Origin of the sequence: Pseudomonas sp. Irchel 3E13 (genome assembly GCF_900187455.1) — a bacterium.
In the GTDB taxonomy this organism is placed as follows: Bacteria; Pseudomonadota; Gammaproteobacteria; order Pseudomonadales; family Pseudomonadaceae; genus Aquipseudomonas.
Genome location: NZ_FYDX01000011.1, coordinates 45,558 through 63,711 on the forward strand (window position 1 = coordinate 45,558; position 18,154 = coordinate 63,711).

The 18,154-nt window shown below is 63.9% G+C and carries 21 protein-coding genes and 2 tRNA genes; 11 read left to right on the forward strand and 12 right to left on the reverse strand.

Going from position 1 to position 18,154, the window contains the following annotated elements; genetic code table 11:
• Positions 1–24 precede the first annotated feature (24 nt).
• Together CKW37_RS19930 and CKW37_RS19935 are read right to left on the reverse strand one after the other, a co-directional pair.
• Positions 25–1,014 carry an AraC family transcriptional regulator gene (locus CKW37_RS19930; protein ID WP_095158025.1) on the reverse strand — a complete coding sequence of 330 codons (990 nt, stop codon included), beginning with the start codon at positions 1,012–1,014 and terminating at the stop codon, positions 25–27.
• Between the two features lie 91 nt (positions 1,015–1,105).
• Positions 1,106–1,969 (reverse strand): LysR substrate-binding domain-containing protein, encoded by an 864-nt coding sequence (locus CKW37_RS19935; protein ID WP_095157632.1) that lies wholly within the window; start codon positions 1,967–1,969, stop codon positions 1,106–1,108.
• Positions 1,970–2,078: 109 nt separating this feature from the next.
• Between CKW37_RS19935 and CKW37_RS19940 the strand changes: the two genes are divergently transcribed.
• Complete coding sequence (locus tag CKW37_RS19940) at positions 2,079–3,185, forward strand: 2-aminoethylphosphonate--pyruvate transaminase (protein WP_095157634.1); 1,107 nt, start codon at positions 2,079–2,081, stop codon at positions 3,183–3,185.
• Positions 3,186–3,234: 49 nt separating this feature from the next.
• Positions 3,235–4,062 carry a phosphonoacetaldehyde hydrolase gene (gene phnX / locus CKW37_RS19945; protein WP_095157636.1) on the forward strand — a complete coding sequence of 276 codons (828 nt, stop codon included), beginning with the start codon at positions 3,235–3,237 and terminating at the stop codon, positions 4,060–4,062.
• A gap of 37 nt (positions 4,063–4,099) precedes the next feature.
• Here the strand turns inward: phnX and CKW37_RS19950 are convergent, their stop codons facing one another.
• Positions 4,100–4,654 carry an NADPH-dependent FMN reductase gene (locus CKW37_RS19950; RefSeq protein ID WP_095157638.1) on the reverse strand — a complete coding sequence of 185 codons (555 nt, stop codon included), beginning with the start codon at positions 4,652–4,654 and terminating at the stop codon, positions 4,100–4,102.
• Positions 4,655–4,804: 150 nt separating this feature from the next.
• Here CKW37_RS19950 and CKW37_RS19955 point away from each other — a divergent pair, with 150 nt between their 5' ends.
• Positions 4,805–5,023 (forward strand): hypothetical protein, encoded by a 219-nt coding sequence (locus CKW37_RS19955; protein ID WP_095157640.1) that lies wholly within the window; start codon positions 4,805–4,807, stop codon positions 5,021–5,023.
• A 133-nt stretch (positions 5,024–5,156) separates the two neighbouring features.
• Here the strand turns inward: CKW37_RS19955 and CKW37_RS19960 are convergent.
• Both CKW37_RS19960 and CKW37_RS19965 read right to left on the reverse strand, forming a co-directional pair.
• Positions 5,157–5,233 (reverse strand) — tRNA-Val (locus CKW37_RS19960).
• Between the two features lie 168 nt (positions 5,234–5,401).
• A tRNA-Val gene (locus tag CKW37_RS19965) sits at positions 5,402–5,478 on the reverse strand.
• A gap of 214 nt (positions 5,479–5,692) precedes the next feature.
• Here CKW37_RS19965 and CKW37_RS19970 point away from each other — a divergent pair.
• Positions 5,693–6,976, forward strand: a complete 1,284-nt coding sequence (locus CKW37_RS19970; protein ID WP_095157642.1) for an FAD-binding oxidoreductase — start codon at positions 5,693–5,695, stop codon at positions 6,974–6,976.
• A gap of 12 nt (positions 6,977–6,988) precedes the next feature.
• Here the strand turns inward: CKW37_RS19970 and CKW37_RS19975 are convergent, their stop codons facing one another.
• Positions 6,989–7,717 (reverse strand): PA2778 family cysteine peptidase, encoded by a 729-nt coding sequence (locus tag CKW37_RS19975; RefSeq protein WP_095157644.1) that lies wholly within the window; start codon positions 7,715–7,717, stop codon positions 6,989–6,991.
• A 155-nt stretch (positions 7,718–7,872) separates the two neighbouring features.
• Between CKW37_RS19975 and CKW37_RS19980 the strand changes: the two genes are divergently transcribed.
• Entirely contained in the window at positions 7,873–8,058 is a 186-nt protein-coding gene (locus CKW37_RS19980; RefSeq protein WP_095157646.1) for a hypothetical protein, read from the forward strand.
• Between the two features lie 299 nt (positions 8,059–8,357).
• On the opposite strand, the gene CKW37_RS19985 is transcribed toward CKW37_RS19980, so the two are convergent.
• Together CKW37_RS19985 and CKW37_RS19990 are read right to left on the reverse strand one after the other, a co-directional pair.
• A complete protein-coding gene (locus tag CKW37_RS19985) occupies positions 8,358–9,107 on the reverse strand; it encodes a TerC family protein (RefSeq protein WP_095157652.1) in 750 nt (249 codons plus the stop codon).
• A 36-nt stretch (positions 9,108–9,143) separates the two neighbouring features.
• Positions 9,144–9,380: a hypothetical protein gene (locus CKW37_RS19990; protein ID WP_095157654.1), complete on the reverse strand. Its 237-nt coding sequence runs from the start codon at positions 9,378–9,380 to the stop codon at positions 9,144–9,146.
• Between the two features lie 135 nt (positions 9,381–9,515).
• Between CKW37_RS19990 and nhaR the strand changes: the two genes are divergently transcribed.
• On the forward strand, positions 9,516–10,421 hold the full coding sequence (nhaR, locus tag CKW37_RS19995; protein WP_095157656.1) for a transcriptional activator NhaR: 906 nt from the start codon (positions 9,516–9,518) through the stop codon (positions 10,419–10,421).
• On the opposite strand, the gene CKW37_RS20000 is transcribed toward nhaR, so the two are convergent.
• Positions 10,402–11,550: an MFS transporter gene (locus tag CKW37_RS20000; RefSeq protein WP_095157658.1), complete on the reverse strand. Its 1,149-nt coding sequence runs from the start codon at positions 11,548–11,550 to the stop codon at positions 10,402–10,404. The genes nhaR and CKW37_RS20000 overlap by 20 nt on opposite strands.
• 213 nt (positions 11,551–11,763) lie before the next feature.
• On the opposite strand from CKW37_RS20000, the gene sstT reads away from it, so the two are divergent.
• Both sstT and CKW37_RS20010 read left to right on the forward strand, forming a co-directional pair.
• Positions 11,764–12,972: a serine/threonine transporter SstT gene (gene sstT / locus CKW37_RS20005; protein WP_095157660.1), complete on the forward strand. Its 1,209-nt coding sequence runs from the start codon at positions 11,764–11,766 to the stop codon at positions 12,970–12,972.
• A 94-nt stretch (positions 12,973–13,066) separates the two neighbouring features.
• Entirely contained in the window at positions 13,067–13,711 is a 645-nt protein-coding gene (locus CKW37_RS20010) for a YceH family protein (protein WP_095157661.1), read from the forward strand.
• 75 nt (positions 13,712–13,786) lie between these two features.
• On the opposite strand, the gene CKW37_RS20015 is transcribed toward CKW37_RS20010, so the two are convergent.
• Positions 13,787–14,599, reverse strand: a complete 813-nt coding sequence (locus CKW37_RS20015; protein WP_095157663.1) for a shikimate 5-dehydrogenase — start codon at positions 14,597–14,599, stop codon at positions 13,787–13,789.
• A gap of 173 nt (positions 14,600–14,772) precedes the next feature.
• On the opposite strand from CKW37_RS20015, the gene CKW37_RS20020 reads away from it, so the two are divergent.
• The 3 genes from CKW37_RS20020 (at position 14,773) to CKW37_RS20030 (ending at position 15,852) form a co-directional block, all read left to right on the forward strand.
• Positions 14,773–15,126 (forward strand): hypothetical protein, encoded by a 354-nt coding sequence (locus tag CKW37_RS20020; RefSeq protein ID WP_095157665.1) that lies wholly within the window; start codon positions 14,773–14,775, stop codon positions 15,124–15,126.
• Between the two features lie 95 nt (positions 15,127–15,221).
• Positions 15,222–15,404, forward strand: coding sequence for a hypothetical protein (locus CKW37_RS20025; protein ID WP_095157666.1), 183 nt, complete (start codon positions 15,222–15,224; stop codon positions 15,402–15,404).
• Between the two features lie 118 nt (positions 15,405–15,522).
• A complete protein-coding gene (locus CKW37_RS20030) occupies positions 15,523–15,852 on the forward strand; it encodes a hypothetical protein (protein WP_095157667.1) in 330 nt (109 codons plus the stop codon).
• Between the two features lie 2 nt (positions 15,853–15,854).
• Here CKW37_RS20030 and CKW37_RS20035 read toward each other — a convergent pair whose 3' ends face one another.
• Both CKW37_RS20035 and CKW37_RS20040 read right to left on the reverse strand, forming a co-directional pair.
• On the reverse strand, positions 15,855–16,808 hold the full coding sequence (locus tag CKW37_RS20035; RefSeq protein ID WP_095157668.1) for a class I SAM-dependent methyltransferase: 954 nt from the start codon (positions 16,806–16,808) through the stop codon (positions 15,855–15,857).
• Positions 16,792–18,123, reverse strand: a complete 1,332-nt coding sequence (locus CKW37_RS20040) for an iron-containing redox enzyme family protein (protein WP_095157670.1) — start codon at positions 18,121–18,123, stop codon at positions 16,792–16,794. Before CKW37_RS20040 ends, CKW37_RS20035 begins: the two co-directional genes overlap by 17 nt.
• Positions 18,124–18,154: the final 31 nt, after the last annotated feature.

The window sequence follows — 18,154 nt, forward strand, 5'->3', positions numbered from 1 at the left end:
AGCGCGTCCTCCCAGGCAAACACCTCAGCCGCTGGCCAACACCAGACTGCGGTAGTGCCCCGGATTGCTCCCCGACCATTTGCGAAAAGCCTTGTAGAACGAACTGGTGTCGGCAAAACCGAGGCGCTCGGCGATCTCGGCGAAGCTGATATCGGCCTGGGCCAACCAGCCGATCGCCAGCTCCTTGCGCACGCTGTCCTTGAGCGCCTGGTAAGTCTGGCCTTCGTCCGCCAAGCGCCGGCGCAGGGTCGAGGCGGAGATGCACAGGCGCTGCGCCAGGGCTTCGGTTTCCGGCCACTCGGCAGCGGGCAGCCGGCGCAGGTCGTCCTTGATCCGCCGCGCCAGGCTCGCCGGGTCGCGGTACTTGACCAGGATGTTGCCCGGCGCCTCGGCAAGAAAGCGCTGCAATTCCTCGGCGCTGCGCCGTACCGGCAGGTCCAGGCAATCGGCGGCGAAAATCATCCGCGTGCGCGGGCGATCGAATTGCAGGTTCTGGGAAAACATCACCCGGTAGTCGTCGCAGAAATCCGGCTCGGCGCAGCGCAACTCGATGGCGAGGATGGGGATCCGCCGCCCGGCGAGCCAGCAGGCCACGCCGTGGACGATCATCCAGAAGGTGAAATAGGTGAAGGGTCGGCGCGGGTCCTGGTGCGGCTCGCCGATGACGATCTCAGCGAGGCTCTGCTGGCGCACCAGCGCCGGGTGCAGGTGTTCGAACATCAGCGTGAGGAATTCCAGCGCCGAGGCCAGCGCCGTGCCCACCGTGGGCTGGGCCATGGACGAGCGGCAGAGAAAGGCCAGGCTGCCGCTGCGCAGGCCGCGCGGGTCCATGCAAAAGAACTCGTCGTTGCAGCGCCGCGCCAGCAACCGCCAAAGCCGTGCATAGGCGCTGGACGGCACGCGGGCGTCGGGCAACGCCAGGCGCGCCGGATCGATCCCGACACGGCCCAGCACTTCCACGGTGGCCGCGCCGGGGGGGCAACTCTGCAACAGCGCTTCGCGCACCAGTTGCATGGAGATGGTGTCTTTCTCCGTTTTCAACGCTGTTTCGCCTTGAGTCGTGTTTGACCGGCATCTTAGGCCGGCACGCGGAAAAAACCAGTGTTCAGTCCTGGCCGGCCAGTTCGAGAAACGCCCGGATCAGACGCAACTCCCGACGCCGCTCCAGGCAACCGAGCATGTGCTGGTTGACCAGCCCGGCGCCCTCGATCGGGCGCGCCACCACCCGTGGGTCGTGGCTCAGCTCCGCCGAGGAAACGATGCCGATGCCCAGGTGCGCCGCCACCGCCTCGGTCACCGCCTCACGGCTGTCCAGTTCCAGCAGCACCCGCGGCTGCACGCTGGCAGCGGCGCACGCCTGGTCGAAGGTGCGCCGGGTAATCGAGCTGGGTTCGCGCAGCACCATGATCTGCCGGTCCAGCTCGGCCAGGGGCAGTTCGTGTTCGCTTTCGGCCAACGGGTGGGTGGCCGGCAGCAAGGCACAGATTCGCGACGCCGAGAGGCTTTGCAGGTAGACCCCCTTGCGGGGCTCGACCTCGGTCAGCACCGCCACATCGGCGTGTTCCGACAGCAGCGCGGCGAGGGTTTCCTGAGCATTGCCCAGGCGCAGATTGACGGTGATGCCCGGATAACGCTCGCGCAGCAGCGCCAGCATCGGCATGACCCGGTGCGGACCGTCGGCAGCCACTTCCAGGCGCCCGGTGAGCAACTGTCGGTTGGCTTCGAGCATGGCCTGGGCTTCCTCGGCGAGGCTGAACAGGGCGCGGGTGATCGCCGCCAGGCGGATGCCCTCCTCGGTCAGTTCGACCCGCCGCGCGGTGCGGCGCAACAGGGTGATCTGGTAGTGCTCCTCCAGCGCCTTGACGTGGCCGGTGACCGCCGGCTGGCTGATGAACAGGCGGCTGGCGGCGCGGGTAAAACTGCCTTCGCGGGCGACGGCATCGAAGGCGCGGAGCTGGAACAGGTTCATATCTATCGGCCTGACTTATGGCTGGCATAACGACAAACAATTTGATTGATGGCGCGCCGGATTGCAACGTAGCGCCCATAGATTCTGCCCACCGCCAGCGAGAACCCCCATGTCCGACGCCCCTGTCCTGCTGACCCCCGGCCCCCTGACCACCTCGGCCCGCACCCGCCAGGCCATGCTGATGGACTGGGGTTCCTGGGACCGCGATTTCAACCAGTTGACCGCCAGCCTCTGCGAGCAGCTACTGGGCATCCTCAACGGCCACGCCAGCCACCATTGCGTGCCGCTGCAAGGCTCCGGCACGTTTGCCGTGGAAGCGGCGATCGGCACCCTGGTGCCTCGCGACGGCAAGGTGCTGGTGCTGATCAACGGCGCCTACGGCCAGCGCCTGGCGAAGATCTGCAAAGTGCTGGGCCGCGCGTATAGCACCTTCCAGACAGCCGAAGACCAACCGACCACCGCCACCGACGTCGACCGCCTGCTGCGCGAAGACGCCAGCATCAGCCACGTCGCGCTGATCCATTGCGAGACCAGTACCGGCATCCTCAATCCGCTGGCGGAGATCGCCCAGGTCGTCGCCCGCCACGGCAAGCAGTTGATCATCGACGCCATGAGTTCCTTCGGCGCGCTGCCGATCGACGCCGCGCAGGTGCCGTTCACCGCCCTGATCGCCGCCTCGGGCAAATGCCTGGAAGGCGTGCCGGGCATGGGCTTCGTCTTCGCCGAGAAAAACGCCCTGGCCGCCGCCGAAGGCAACAGCCCTTCCCTGGCGATGGACCTGCATGACCAGCACGCCTACCTGAGCAAGACCGGCCAATGGCGCTTCACCCCGCCGACCCATGTGGTCGCCGCGCTGCACGAAGCGCTGCGGCAATACCACGAGGAAGGCGGTCTGCCCGCCCGTCACCAGCGCTACGCCGACAATTGCGCCGCGTTGCTCGACGGCATGGCGACGCTGGGCCTGCGCAGCTTCCTGCCGCCAGCGATCCAGGCGCCGATCATCGTCACCTTCCATGCTCCACGCGACAGCCGCTACCAGTTCAAGGACTTCTACGAACGGGTCAAGGCCAAGGGCTTCATCCTCTACCCCGGCAAACTGACCGAGGTCGAGACCTTCCGCGTCGGCTGCATCGGCTGCGTCGGACCGGACGGCATGCGCGCCGCCGTGAACGCCGTGGCCGCAGCGCTGCGGGAAATGGAAGTCGTGGATATCTGATTCATCCCCTCGCCAAATTTGCCGTTTGAACGATCAAGGACTCACTCACATGAACTACAGCAACCCGCAACGCCTGCAAGCCGCGATCCTCGACTGGGCCGGCACCGTGGTGGACTTCGGCTCCTTCGCGCCGACGCAGATCTTTGTCGAGGCCTTCGCCGAATTCGACGTCGAAGTCTCCATCGAAGAGGCCCGCGGGCCGATGGGCATGGGCAAGTGGGACCACATCCGCACCTTGTGCGACCAGCCGCAGATCGCCGAGCGTTACCGCAAGGTGTTTGGTCGCGCGCCGAGCGACGACGATGTGACTGCCCTCTACAACCGCTTCATGCCACTACAGATCGAAAAGATCGGCGTGCACTCGGCGCTGATCCCCGGCGCCCTGGACACCATCAGCCAATTGCGCGCCGACGGGCTGAAGATCGGCTCCTGCTCGGGCTACCCGAAAGTGGTGATGGACAAGGTGGTGGAACTTGCGGCGCAGAATGGCTACGTCGCCGACCACGTCGTGGCCACCGACGAAACGCCCAATGGCCGCCCATGGCCGGCACAGGCGCTGGCCAACGTGATCGCGCTGGGTATCGATGATGTCGCGGCGTGCGTGAAGGTGGACGACACCGTACCGGGCATTCTCGAAGGTCGCCGTGCCGGGATGTGGACCGTGGCGCTGGTGTGTTCGGGCAACGCCCTGGGCCTGACCTATGAGGGTTACAAGGCGCTGGACGCGGAAACGCTGGCCAGCGAGCGCCAGCGGATCAATGCACTGTTCGAGGGCTCACGCCCGCATTACCTGATCGACACCCTCAACGAGTTGCCGGCGGTGGTGGCGGATATCAACCGCCGGCTGGCGGCGGGGGAAATGCCGCAGTCGGTTTAAGCCAATGCAATTCGGGGCCGCGTTGCGGCCCCTGACATCAACCCTGATGCCGCGCCACCCACTTGGCGAAACTGTCGATAAAGCCCTGCAAAAACGGCCGCGCCTTCTCCGACAACTTGCCCTGCTCATCGAACAGGGTCGCCGCGCCGCCGATATACGCCTCTGGCTGCTGCATGCACGGTACATCGAGGAACACTAGCGACTGGCGCAGATGATGGTTGGCGCCAAAGCCCCCCACCGCCCCCGGCGAAACACTGACCACCGCGCCCGGCTTGCCGCTGAAGGCGCTCTGTCCGTAAGGACGCGACCCCACGTCAATGGCATTTTTCAACGCACCCGGTACCGAACGGTTGTACTCCGGGGTGACGAACAGCAGTGCATTGCTGTTCTTGATCTGCTCGCGGAACGCCTTGTAGGCTGCGGGTGGATCGGTGTCGATGTCTTCGTTGTAGAGCGGCAGATCGCCGATTTCGACGATTCTCAACGTAAGGTTCGACGGCGCCAGTTCACCAAGCGCCTGGGCGACCTTGCGATTCAGAGACGCCTTGCGCAGACTGCCAACCAGCACAGCAACCGTATAAACCTGGCTCATGACCACTTCCACCTGTACGAATAAAGGGAATTGGTAGTTATAGATGATGAGCCCTGCCTGTGAGGTTTTTTTCCTGGCGCACAAAACTTCCCCCTGCGCGCCATGGTCTATGGCCCACAGAGATCATTTTTTTCAGAGGTCGCAAGCAAAATGACAGCAGTACTGGTCGGGCAATTTCATGCACGGGACGCTGAAGGACGCATCTATCCCGTGCATGAGTTTCAGGAAGCTACTCTCCAGGCCGATGGAAATGCCGCCTCATTGCCGATTACCACGTACCGCCTCGCCATCGGTGATCGGGTCAATCATCTGGGTGAGGACCGTTTCGAACTGGTGCAGAGCGGCGTGGAGATTATCCGGATTCCTTGACATCACGGGATACGGCCTGGAAGTCCGGGCCGTTGCAGCATTATTGACCGCCCGGTTTTTCCGGGCGCAAACAAAAAGGGCGACCCTCGCGGATCGCCCTTTTCGTTTAACCGCCAACAGGAGCGGTAATGTTTGGTAGGCACAATTGGACTCGAACCAACGACCCCCACCATGTCAAGGTGGTGCTCTAACCAACTGAGCTATGTGCCTGCTGTGGGGCGGCATTCTACGCAAACGGTAGAGTGTGTCAACACCGGGTTACGGGAAATCTGCAAAAAAATCAGCGACTTTTAATCCCCCGCCAATAAACGCTGAAAACGAAAAAGGCGACCCTCTCGGATCGCCTCTCTCGTGACCGCCAACAGGAGCGGTGATGTTTGGTAGGCACAATTGGACTCGAACCAACGACCCCCACCATGTCAAGGTGGTGCTCTAACCAACTGAGCTATGTGCCTGCTGTGAGGCGGCATTCTACGCATTCGGCAAAGTGTGTCAACAGCTTTTTTAAGCTAAACCACTGAATAATAAAATTATTTACGCATAAACCCGGTTTTCGCTGTTTTCGACCGTCCGGCTGGCGGGTGTTTATTATTATTGATAGGATCTGCACATTCGTAAAAAATACAAAACACACAACTACAAAGTCACACAGATTCGAGGTACCGCCCCATGGCCGCCACTCCTTATCCACAGTCCTATTACGCCGCTTCGGCCAACCCCGTGCCACAGCGCCCTGCCCTGCAGGAAGAAGTCGAGACCGATGTCTGCGTGATCGGCGCCGGTTACACCGGTCTGTCCAGCGCGCTGTTCCTGCTGGAAAATGGTTTCAAAGTCACCGTGCTGGAAGCCGCCAAGGTCGGTTTCGGCGCGTCGGGCCGTAACGGCGGCCAGATCGTCAACAGCTATAGCCGCGACATCGATGTCATCGAGCGCACCGTCGGCCCGCGCCAGGCACAACTGCTCGGGCAAATGGCCTTCGAAGGCGGCCGCATCATTCGCGAGCGCGTGGCCAAGTACAACATCCAGTGCGACCTGAAAGACGGTGGCGTGTTTGCCGCCGTGACCAACAAGCAGATGGGCCACCTGGAATCGCAGAAGCGCCTCTGGGAGCGCTTCGGCCACACCCAGCTGGAACTGATGGACAAGAACCGCCTGCGCGAAGTGGTCGCCTGCGACAGCTATGTCGGCGGCATGCTCGACATGAGCGGCGGTCATATCCACCCGCTGAACCTGGCACTGGGCGAAGCCGCTGCCGTGGAATCCCTGGGTGGCAAGATTTACGAACAGTCCCCGGCCATCCGCATCGACCGTGGCGCCAACCCGGTGGTGCACACCCCGAACGGCCGCGTTCGCGCCAAGTTCATCATCGTTGCCGGTAACGCCTACCTCGGCGGCCTGGTGCCGGAACTGCAAGCCAAGTCGATGCCGTGCGGCACCCAGGTGATCACCACCGAACCGCTGAGCGATGAACTGGCCCGCACCCTGCTGCCGCAGGACTACTGCGTCGAAGACTGCAACTACCTGCTCGACTACTACCGCCTGACCAGCGACAAGCGCCTGATCTTCGGCGGCGGCGTGGTCTACGGCGCCCGTGACCCGGCGAACATCGAGGCGATCATCCGTCCGAAGATGCTCAAGGCGTTCCCACAACTGAAAGACGTGAAGATCGACTACGCCTGGACCGGCAACTTCCTGCTGACCCTCTCGCGCCTGCCGCAAGTGGGTCGTCTGGGCGACAACATCTACTACTCCCAGGGCTGCAGCGGTCACGGCGTGACCTACACCCACCTCGCCGGCAAGGTACTGGCCGAGGCGCTGCGCGGCCAGGCCGAGCGTTTCGACGCCTTCGCCGAACTGCCGCACTACCCGTTCCCGGGCGGTCACCTGATGCGCGTACCGTTCAGCGCCATCGGCGCCTGGTATTACACGCTGCGCGACCGCCTGGGCGTATAAGCCTGGCGGCCGTCAGCGCCCGAGGGCGTTGACGGCCTGCCGCGCGGCCTGCTCCTGGCCTGCCTGGGCCAGGTCATTCGCCGCCTTGAGCCAGCGTTGCCGGTCCACCTGGGCCGGCAGTTGCTTCGGTTGCTGCACCAGCACCGCCCAGCCCCCTTCCTTCTTCCACGCCGATTCGAACGAATCAAAGTCCATCAGCATCCGCCGACTATTCCCCGCCCGCAGCAGCACACGCTCCTTGTAGCGGTCGTAGCCGACCAATAGGGCGTAACGCGGCTCACTCCAGAACGCCGAGCCTTCCTGATAGCGCAACAGCACCGGATTGCCCGCCGCCACCTGCGTGAGCAGCGCCGGCAGCCTGCTGTCCAGCGGATAAACCACCATCCCGTATTGCCGGGCTACGGTCTGCATCGACGCCTGCAGGCGTGCCTGATCCTGGGGCAGTTTCAGCGCATCTTCCAGCAGCCCCGGCGTGATGCGTACGCCTTGCTGCGAGAGGATCGCCGCCAATGCCATCGGCGCGCTCTGGTTGGCGTTGCCGCGGAAAAACGGCACCGTGCCGAGTTCGACCCGTTGCGGCAGTTGCTTGAGTTCGGAAGACGGCTGGCTGGCGCAGCCGGCCAGGGTCGCGGCCAGCAGACAGGCGGCAAAAAGACGGCGTGGCGTTGTGGAAAGGATCGGCATGGGTCCTCGCTTGAGCGGATGCCAGGCAGGCAACGCCCGGGCTTGAGCGGCGATCATAGGCCGACAGGCGGCATCGGTATAGCCCGCGTCCGCCTTAGAACAAAGCTGCCCAAGGCCTCAGACCATCGGTCAATAGCCTGAAATAAGTGAGCGTCTAGACTAATGAGGTGTCTGAGTTACTGGTCCTGCCTGTACTGAAGAAGGAGGCACCCATGAGCCTGACCATGGTTATTTTCATGTTGATCGCAGCCTGGCTGAGTGTCGCGGCTGCCATGTTGTGGGGCGTGTTGCGTATTGCCCGTCGTCATCACCTGCACCATCAGAATCCCGAGCCGCCCGTGAATGCACCAGCGCCGGCACCTCGTCGAGTGGCTCGTCGTCACGTTGGCGCCCACTGAATCTGCTGCTCGCGCTCGTCTGAGCATAAAAAAGGTTCTTCACGGAATACTGGGGGGCTTTAGGCTTGAGTGCTCTGAGCTTATCCATTCTTTTTGGCGAGGCTGCCGGCCCCTTTCGCCTCTACGGCGAGTCCATTTTGTCTTGGCAAAATAGACTCGCCGTAGAGGCGAAAGGGGCCGGCAGCCTCGCCGCATCGAACGGATAAGTCCGCAAAGCCAAAGCCAAGCCAGAACCAGAACCATAAAAAAGGGGCCCCTGAAAAGGAGCCCCAACTACAGCACGCAACAGATTCGTTAAATCAGCCCTCGCTGGCCTCACGCCGCTGGCGAGCCTTGCGCGAGAGAATGTTCAGCACCTCGATCGCAGTAGAGAACGCCATCGCCGCATACACGTAGCCTTTCGGAACGTGGGCGCCGAAGCCTTCGGCGATCAGGGTCATGCCGATCATGATGAGGAAGCCCAGGGCCAGCATCACCACGGTCGGGTTGTCATTGATGAACTTGGCCAGTGGATCGGCCGCTACCAACATCACGATCACGGCGCTGACCACGGCAATGATCATGATCGGCAAGTGCTCGGTCATGCCCACGGCGGTGATGATGCTGTCCACGGAGAAGACGATGTCCAGCACCAGGATCTGGCCAATGGCCGCTGCAAAACCCAGGGTAATGGTAGACGACGCCTTGGATTCTTCCTGGGCCCGTGGATCAACGCTTTCGTGGATTTCCTTGGTGGCTTTCCAGAGCAGGAACAGACCACCGGCGATCAGGATCATGTCCTTCCACGAGAAGCTCTTGCCGAGGATGTCGATGACCGGCTCGGTCAACTGGACGATCCAGGCCACGGTGCTGAGCAGCGCCAGGCGCATCACCAACGCCATGCTGATACCGATACGCCGCGCCTTGGAGCGGAATTCCTCAGGCAGCTTGTTGGTCAGGATCGAGATGAAGATCAGGTTGTCGATGCCGAGGACGATTTCCATGGCCACCAAAGTGGCCAGGGCAACCCAGGCGGTCGGGCTTGCGGCGAGTTCCAGCAGGTATTCCATGGATCAGATCCTGAATCGTTGTTGAGAAAAGGTAGATCAGATTTCCTGACCGTCAGTGTCCTTGGTGTCTTCTTTCTTTTCCGGCTGTGTACCGGTGGCGTCGTTAAGCGCCTGCTGGGCGGCCTTGTTGGTGTCGTCAATGGCCTGTTTGGCCGACTCGGCAGCCTGGTTGAGCATCTGCTGGGCGGACTTTTCGGCCTGTTCGCAGCCGGTCATGGCGAACAGGGCCATTACAAGGACCAGGGGCGTACCGATGGATTTGAGGTCAAGCATGGGGTCTTCTCCGAAGTGTTTTCGCTGCCACAACAGATGGCACCGCAATGGCAGGGGATTCTAAATATCTTGATACATCAGGAAAATTCGTATTTTCAACGGTTATACTTCGGTTTTTCCGAATCGGGGATTGTCATGCTCAATTACCGGCAACTGCATTACTTCTGGGTCGTGGCCAAGACCGGCAGCATCGTGCGTGCCTGCGAACAATTGAACCTGACCCCGCAGACCATCAGCGGGCAGATCAGCCTGCTGGAACAGACCTACGGCATCGAGTTGTTCCGGCGGGTCGGGCGCCAGTTGGAGTTGACCGAAACCGGTCGCCAGGCCCTGTCCTACGCCGAGCCGATGTTCCAGATCGGCGGCGAGCTGGAAGCCATGCTGCGGGCGCAGCCCAACGAGCAGCAGGTGCTGTTTCGGGTTGGGGTGGCGGATGTGGTGCCCAAGTCGATCGTCTACCGGCTGATCGCGCCGACCATGGAGCTGACCGAGCCGCTGCGCATCAGTTGCCGTGAAGACAAACTGGAGCGACTGCTGGCCGACCTGGCGATCCAGCGCCTGGACCTGGTGATCTCCGACAGCCCGATGCCCAGCCACCTGGATATCAAGGGCTACAGCCAGAAGCTCGGTGAGTGCGGTATCAGTTTCCTCGCCACGCCGGAGCTGGCAGCGCGTCTGCCGCTGCCCTTCCCCGCCTGCCTGCAACACGCGCCGTTGTTGATCCCCGGCCAGGAAACCATGGTGCGCAACCGCTTGCTGCGCTGGTTCGCCGAGCAGCAGTTGCAGCCGCGGATCGTCGGCGAGTTCGACGACAGCGCGTTGATGCAGGCTTTCGGCAAGTCCGGTAGCGGGATTTTCATTGCCCCCAGCGTGATCGCCGAGGAGGTCTGCCGGCAGTACGACGTCGAACTGATCGGCCAGACCGACGCGGTCACCGAGTCGTTCTATGCCATTTCGGTGGAGCGCAAGGTCAAACACCCCGGCATCGTCGCCATCACCGAGGGCGCGCGCCGCGAGCTGTTCAACTGGCCACTGGCTTGAAGCGCGTCAGCCACAGGGCCAGGGCCAACGCGAGGGCAATCAGTATCGCGGCGACATAGCCGACATCCGCCAGACCCAGGCGGTCGATCACCGCGCCGCCGATCAGCGCCCCAAGGCCGATGCCCAGGTTACCTCCGGCGATATTCAGCGAGGCGCCGAAGGCCGGCGCTTCGGGCGCGGCCTTGATCACCCGGACATGGCTGACCAGGAACAGCGCCGCCTGGGCCAGGCCCCAGAACGCCAGGGCCAGCACCAGCCCGACGCTGGACTGGATCGCCGGCACCACCGCCAGCAAGCCCACCACCAGCAAGGCGCAGAAGCCCGCCGAAGCCAGCAGCGGATGACGGTCCACCGCGCGCCCACCCAGGCTGTTGCCGATCAAACCCACCGCGCCGAAACCCATCAGGTACCAGCCAACCCGGTCGCCGTCGAAGCCGGCCAGGCGCTCCAGCAGGTCCGCCAGGTAGGTGTAGGCCGTGAACATGCCGCTGAACACCAGCACCGACAACAGCACATGCCCCTGCAGCAGCGGGCTGCGCAGCACCCGGAACTGCCCGCGCAGCGAGGTGGTTTCGCTCTGCCGTGGGGTGTGCGGCAGGTAGCGCCACAGCAGCAGCGCCTTGGCCAGCGATAACAGCGCCAGCGCGGCAAAGGCCACCCGCCAGCCCAGTGCATCGCCGAGCAAGGTGCCGAGGGGAATGCCGAAAACCGTGGCGCAGACCACGCCAAAGCTGATCTTGCTGATCGCCCGTCCGGCGTAGGCCGGGCCGACGATATCCACCGCCGTTTCGCTGGCCAGCGCCCAGAACACCGGCAGGCCCAGCGCCGGCACCAGCCGCGCCACGGCCATCACGTAGTAGTCGGTGGCCAGCGCCGCCAGCCCGTTGGAGGCGGCAAACAGTAACAGCACGCCGACAAACAGCCGCTTGCGCTCGAAACGCGCGCACCAGGCGGTGAGAAAAGGTCCGCAGCAGGCCACAGTGAACGCGAACAGGGTCACCAGCAGGCCGGCCTGGGAAACGCTGACGTGCAGGTCCCGAGCGATTCCCGGCAGCAGGCCGATAATGAGGAATTCAGTGGTCAACACGGTGAAGCCGGCGGCGGCCAGCAACAGGATTGGCAGGAACATCCAGACTCCAGCGATGAGCGCATCGGCTCAAAAAGGTCGCGCATGGTAACAGTCACCGGCATGGCGACCTACCGTCGGACCGGGGGAAATGGGTGAGGTCGCGAGCTCTGTGATAGAGTTCCGCCCTTTTTTCGACCGGCGCCACCCGCCGCGTCGAGGCATTCCGTACCCGGGCGATCCCCGGGCCCTGAACACGATCGAGTCAGATTCGTTATGTTGCCTGTTCTCAACCTGCTCAACCGCACCAGCCTGGTGCTGCAAATCCTCATCGGTCTGGTGGCCGGCATCGCCCTGGCGCTGCTCGCGCCGCAGGTGGCGGGCAACCTCGCCTTTATCGGCAAAGTGTTCGTCAGTGCGCTGAAGGCCGTGGCGCCGATCCTGGTGTTCATCCTGGTCATGGCGTCCATCGCCAACCACAAGCACGGCCAGCAGACCCATATCCGGCCCATCCTCGTGCTGTACCTGTTCGGCACCTTCGCCGCGGCGGTGGTCGCGGTGGCGGCGAGCATGCTGTTCCCGTCCACGCTGGTGCTGAGCACCGAAGGCGCGCAGATGAGCGCGCCCGGCGGCATCGCCGAAGTGCTCCAGGGCCTGCTGCTGAGCGCCGTGGACAACCCGGTCAACGCGCTGGTCACCGGCAATTTCATCGGCATCCTGGCCTGGGCCATCGGCCTCGGCATTGCCGTGCGGCACGCTGGCCCGACCACCCGCACCGTGCTCGACGACCTGTCCAACGGCGTGACCCTGATCGTCCGTGTGGTGATCCGCTTTGCCCCGCTGGGCATCTTCGGTCTGGTCGCTTCGACCCTGGCCCAGTCCGGTCTCGGCACCCTGGTCGGCTACCTGCACCTGCTGGCGGTGCTGATCGGCTGCATGCTGTTCGTCGCCCTGGTGATGAACCCGCTGATCGTGTTCTGGAAAATCCGCCGCAACCCGTTCCCGCTGACCCTGCTGTGCCTGCGCGAGAGCGGCATCACCGCCTTCTTCACCCGCAGCTCGGCGGCGAACATTCCGGTCAACCTGGCCTTGAGCGAGAAGCTCGGCCTGCACGAAGACACCTACTCGGTGTCGATCCCGCTGGGCGCGACCATCAACATGGCCGGCGCCGCGATCACCATCACCGTGCTGACCCTGGCGGCGGTACACACCTTGGGCATCGCCGTCGATCTGCCGACTGCCGTGCTGCTCAGCGTGGTCGCGGCGGTCTGCGCCTGCGGCGCCTCGGGCGTGGCCGGTGGCTCGCTGCTGCTGATCCCGCTGGCCTGCAGCCTGTTCGGCATCCCCAGCGAGATCGCCATGCAGGTGGTGGCGGTGGGCTTCATCATCGGCGTGCTGCAGGACTCGGCGGAAACCGCGCTCAACTCCTCCACCGACGTCCTGTTCACTGCGGCCGCCTGCGAAGCGGAAGCTCGCCGCGGCTGATGCCATCACGACCGGTGGCATCGTGCCGCCGGTCGCTTGTGTTAACCCTGTCACAGCCCTAGGCTAGGGGCTTTCCATGCACAGAGACAGGGTCATGTCCGAAGAGCAAGAATCCCCCGCCACTGCCCGCTTCAACGCCACTGAAATCCGCGTCCTGGGCTCGCTTATCGAAAAGCAGGCGAGCAACCCGGAAACCTATCCCCTGACCCTCAACGCGCTGATGCTGGCCTGCAACCAGAAAACCAGCCGCGAACCCGTAATGAACCTCGCCCAGGGCCAGATTGGCCAAAGCCTGCGTGCCCTTGAAGGCCAGGGCCTGGTCCGCCTGCAGATGGGCAGCCGCGCCGACCGCTGGGAACAGCGCGTGGACAAGGCGCTGGAACTGGTGCCGGCGCAGTTGATCCTGATGGGCCTGATGTTCCTGCGCGGGCCGCAGACCATCAACGAACTGCTGACCCGCAGCCAGCGCATGCATGACTTCGACGACAACGACCAGGTGCTGCACCAGCTCGACCGCCTGATCGCCCGCGGCTATGCCTTGCACCTGCCGCGTCAGGCGGGCCAGCGGGAAGACCGCTACACCCACGCGCTGGGCGACCCGGCGGAAATCGAGGCGATTCTCGCCGCGCGCCAGCAAGGGCCGGGGGAACGCGGGGTCAGTGGCGTGTCGGCTGAGCGGATCGAGGCGCTGGAGGCGCGGATTGCGGCGTTGGAAGAGCGTTTGGCGCTGCTCGAATAAGCCAGCGCTTCAAGGGCCTTATCGCTGCGGTTCGGCGCCCAGACACGCCAGCGATGAGGCCGGCAGGCACCACACTCAACCCCGAGCGAACGCCACCGCCTTCGCCACCTGCTCCGCCGTCGGCCGCACTCCGGTGTAGAGCACGAACTGCTCCAGCGCCTGCAAGGCGATCACTTCCAGCCCGGTAATCACCGCTTTGCCGCGCGCCTCGGCCGCAGCGATCAGCGGCGTGCGCGCCGGCATCGCCACCACGTCGAACACCGTCCGCGCCGCGTCGATGGCCTCAGGGTCGAACGACAACGCCTCCGCCTCCGCACCGCCGGCCATGCCGATGGGCGTCACGTTGACCAGCAGCGTCGGTCGAAGCTCGTCCAGCTCAGCCCGCCATTCATAACCGCAGTTCTGCGCCAGGCTCCGGCCCGCCGCTTCGTTGCGGGCAATCACGGTGCCGCGCGTAAAGCCGGCATCACGAAATGCACTGGCCACCGCCTTGGCCATGCCGCCACTGCCACGCAGGGCAAACGGCTGCGCCGGGTCAAGCCGGTGCTGTTCGATCAACTGGCGCACCGCCAGGTAGTCGGTGTTGTAGGCCTTGAGGTGGCCGTTGCTGTTGACGAGGGTGTTGATGGAATCGATGGCCGCGGCGGATGGGTCCAGCTCGTCCACCAGGGCAATGCAGGCTTCCTTGAACGGCATCGACACGCCGCAGCCGCGGATGCCCAGGGCGCGGATGCCACCGATGGCGGCCGGCAGATCAGCGGTGGTCATGGCCTTGTAGTAGTAATCCAGCCCCAGTTGCTCATACAGGTGATTGTGGAAGCGCACGCCGAAGGTGCCGGGGCGGCCGGCGAGGGAAATACACAGGATGGTGTCTTTGCTGGGGGTCATGAACGGACTCCTGGAAACGGCGAAAGGCACAGTATGCCCAACCTCGCCGCAGACCGTTGATCGGCCCTTACATAACCTTTACTCAGCCCCCCGCAACTCCGCTCCCGGCCGCGGTCATAGTGATATCCCCGGCCCGTCTTTCCGGTCGGGGTAACGCCCTGCGAGGAATCAACATGAACCGTCATATCCCCGGTATCGCCCTGCTGATCGGCGCCCTGGCCCTGTCCGGACAAGCCTCCGCCCATGGCGGCGGTGGCTGGCAAGGTGCGGGCCCTATACTCGGCGCGGCCGTAGTGGGTGCCGTGGTCGGCGCCGCCGTTTCCGGTGGTCACGACCGTACTGTGGTCGTCGAACGTGCCCCGGCGTATTACCCGCCGCAGCCCGTGTATTACCAACCGCCGCCGCCACCGCCGGTGTATTACCAGCCCTATCCGGTCGTGGAACGCTATGTACCGGTGCCGCCGCCGTATTACCGCGAACGCTACTACGGCCCGCCGCCCGTCTATTACGGCCACCCGCGCTGGTAGTGGGTTTTATCAATGAACACTATTGAGAACACTGATTTCTCGCTGGCCGGATCCACACGTAAGGTACGCGCCATGACCCAAAGGGAGCACTCACCATGGCCAGTATCAGCATCATGTCCGTTATCGGTAGCGCGGTTCCGCCGGCGCTGAGGGAATTGGGGCTGCTGGCCTGCTGGTACCTGATACGTGACGGCGAGAAGATCGGCGGCCCGATCACCTCGCTCACCGATGCCGAGGCGCTTGCTCAGCGTATTGCCGGCGAAGGCTTCAGAGCCTGAGGTCAACCTTCTTTCCCTTGTGCGTTTGCTCCGCACACCTCCCTTGCCCCGCCTTCTTGGCGGGGCTTTTTATTTGCGGCAGGATAGCGGCCCGCTTTCAGGATGAAGGAACTTCGGCGTGGAGATCGCCAGCAATCTGCTATTTACCGCTGTATTCATTGGCGCCCTCGGCGTCACCGGTTATATCAGCGCCCGACGGATACGCGAGCGCCAGCGCAGTGTCGCGGACGAATTCGCGGCGGCGCTGAAGCGCCAGGGCGTCGGTGACCACGAAATCCTCCAGGAACAGATCACCCCCGCCAGTCTGATGGAACTGCTGCAAGTGCGACGGATCCTGCGCGACAGCCAAGGCAATCACTACCTCTACATCCACATCAGCGACAGCCCCGGCGTGCTTCGCCCACTGACCCGGGAGCGGGCAATGCTGTCCATGGGTAAAACGCTTTAGGTTCAACCGCGGCGGGTCACCGTCAGGGCCACCGCGGCGATACGCTCGACCCGCTCGTAGCCAGGCTCCAGCAGTTGCTCGCCAAACACGTCCGGGTCGATTTCCTCGTAGAACCAGGCCCATTGCGGCGCGTCGAGGGTGTCGCGCAGCGCCGCCAGGAACGGGTCGCTGCCGTCGACCATGGCCACGCCGGTATACAACACCAGGCTGCCGCCCGGACTCAGGCGCTCAAGCGACTCGCGGACCATGCGCACCGACAACCCCTCGCCAAACGTCCCGCCACCATGGCGATACGTGCGCTTGCGGGCATCGAGCATGTATGGCGGGTTGGCGACGATCAGGTCGAAGCTGCCATTGACGCCCTCCAGCACATCGCTGTAATCCACCACGACATTGCCCAACTCGGCCAACGCCACATTGATCGCGGCGTAGCGCAGCGCCAGCGGGTTGATGTCCAGCGCGCTGACCTGAGCATGGCGCCGCGCCCGGGCGATCAGCAGCGCACCGATGCCCGTGCCGCAGCCGATTTCCACCGCTTGCTCGATCGGCGCGCAACTGTCGCGCAGGTGCGCCTCCACCACACGGGCGAAGCGGTAACTGTCCGGGCCGAAAAACACCGCGTCAGCGGTGTCGGTGGGAAAGCCCGAATGCACCAGCAGCAAGCCATCGACGGTCGACCAGCGCACCTGGCTGCGCAGAGTCTGGTCGCTGGTGCTGATGATTCCGGCCTGGCGCATGTGCTCCAGTTCATCCGGCGACAGCAGCGAGGCTTCGAACGGCCGGTTCCAGCCGAACACTTCGCGCATCGTCCGGGCCGGCAGTTGCTCGACGCGCCCGCTGTAGCGCTGGTGGGTCAGTGGCGTGGCGCAGATAAAACGATAGCCATCGGCGTGCAGACGACGCCCCAGGTGCAGCAGGGCCTCATCAGTTTGACGTTGCTCATCGGTCAGTTGCATGGCTGTGGCCTCCTTTCAGCCCGGTGAGTTGCACGTAGCGCTGGGTTGCCGCCAGCCCGCGTGGGCTGGCATGGCGGTCCTTGCCCATGGCGTCGATGAGTTGCGTCACCGACAGCCCATCCGGCAAAGCCGGCAACAACGGCTCGGCGAGGGCGACCGGCCTGTGCCGGCGCTTCTGCGGCTGCCAGTCGCCGGCGATCCAGTCGTGCAGCAGTTGCTTCTCGTAGGGACTTAACACGCCGAACATCACCGCCTTCGGGCCCTCGATCAATTGCCAGAAACGGCTTTCAGCCGGGTCGCGATCGCGCAGGATCCAGCCTTTGTCCTGCAACACCTGGAGAAACGCCGGGAAACTGCCCGGCGCGGACAGCCACTGATTGACCGTGCGCCCGTCCAAGCGGCAGTGGTCAGAATGCAGGTGCTGGCCGAAGATCCGCTTGCGCTCAAGCGCCGCGAGCAATTCGCTTTCCAGGTCGAACCCGGCGGCGATGTCCATGGAGCCGGCGCTCAAGTCATTGAGCCGATAACCGCGGGCGACACGCCGATAGAACGCCTCGCCGTCCTGCTCTGGCCAGAGTTGGCGCAGGGCCTCCAGGGCCTTGCGCGCATGACCGGTGCTGGCGTTGTCGATGGTGACGTGGAGGCGGAAGTACTGCGCGTCAATGCCCAGTTCCTCCAGCTCGAAGGTACTGATCAGCAAGTGCAGGGGAAGCTGTTCATAGCCAAGGTTGTAACCCAGCACTTCGGGCAGGAAACGCTCGCTCTCCTGGCCGAGCGCCAGTTGCAGTGCCCCTTGCAGATAGCGCTCGTCGGCCAGCGGTAGCTGCTCGTGACAGCCCAGGCCGGCGAGCAGGCGGCGGAAAATCACCACGTGGTTGCAGGCCGGCTGGCCATCGCCGAGTTCTTCCAGATAGATGCGGATCAGCCCGTGGTAACGCGGGTCGTCCCAGTGATGCAGGGCGCCCTGCAGCCAGGCGCCGTCGACGCACTTGGTCGGCGTGACCTGCTGGAGAAAATACAGCGCATGTGCGCGGCTGCCGAACATGCGCCGGGGCGCGCCGTCACGACGTTCGGCGAGGTAGTCGGCGTACTGCCGGGCGACCTGCAACGCATGTTCCTGGCTCCACGCCTCCAGTTGCTCGGGAGACGCCGGCAAGTCATCGGCCAGGGCATCGGCGCGACGCAACTGGCCGTTCAACCACGCGGCAGTGTCAGGGCAGTCGCCGCGCAACAAGGCGCGATAGCGGGCCTCCAGGCTGTCGGCCTGTGCTGCGGGAGTGGCAATGACACCCGCCAGATCTGACATTTGATTCATGACCACCCCTCTTCCACGCGCTGACCTTGCT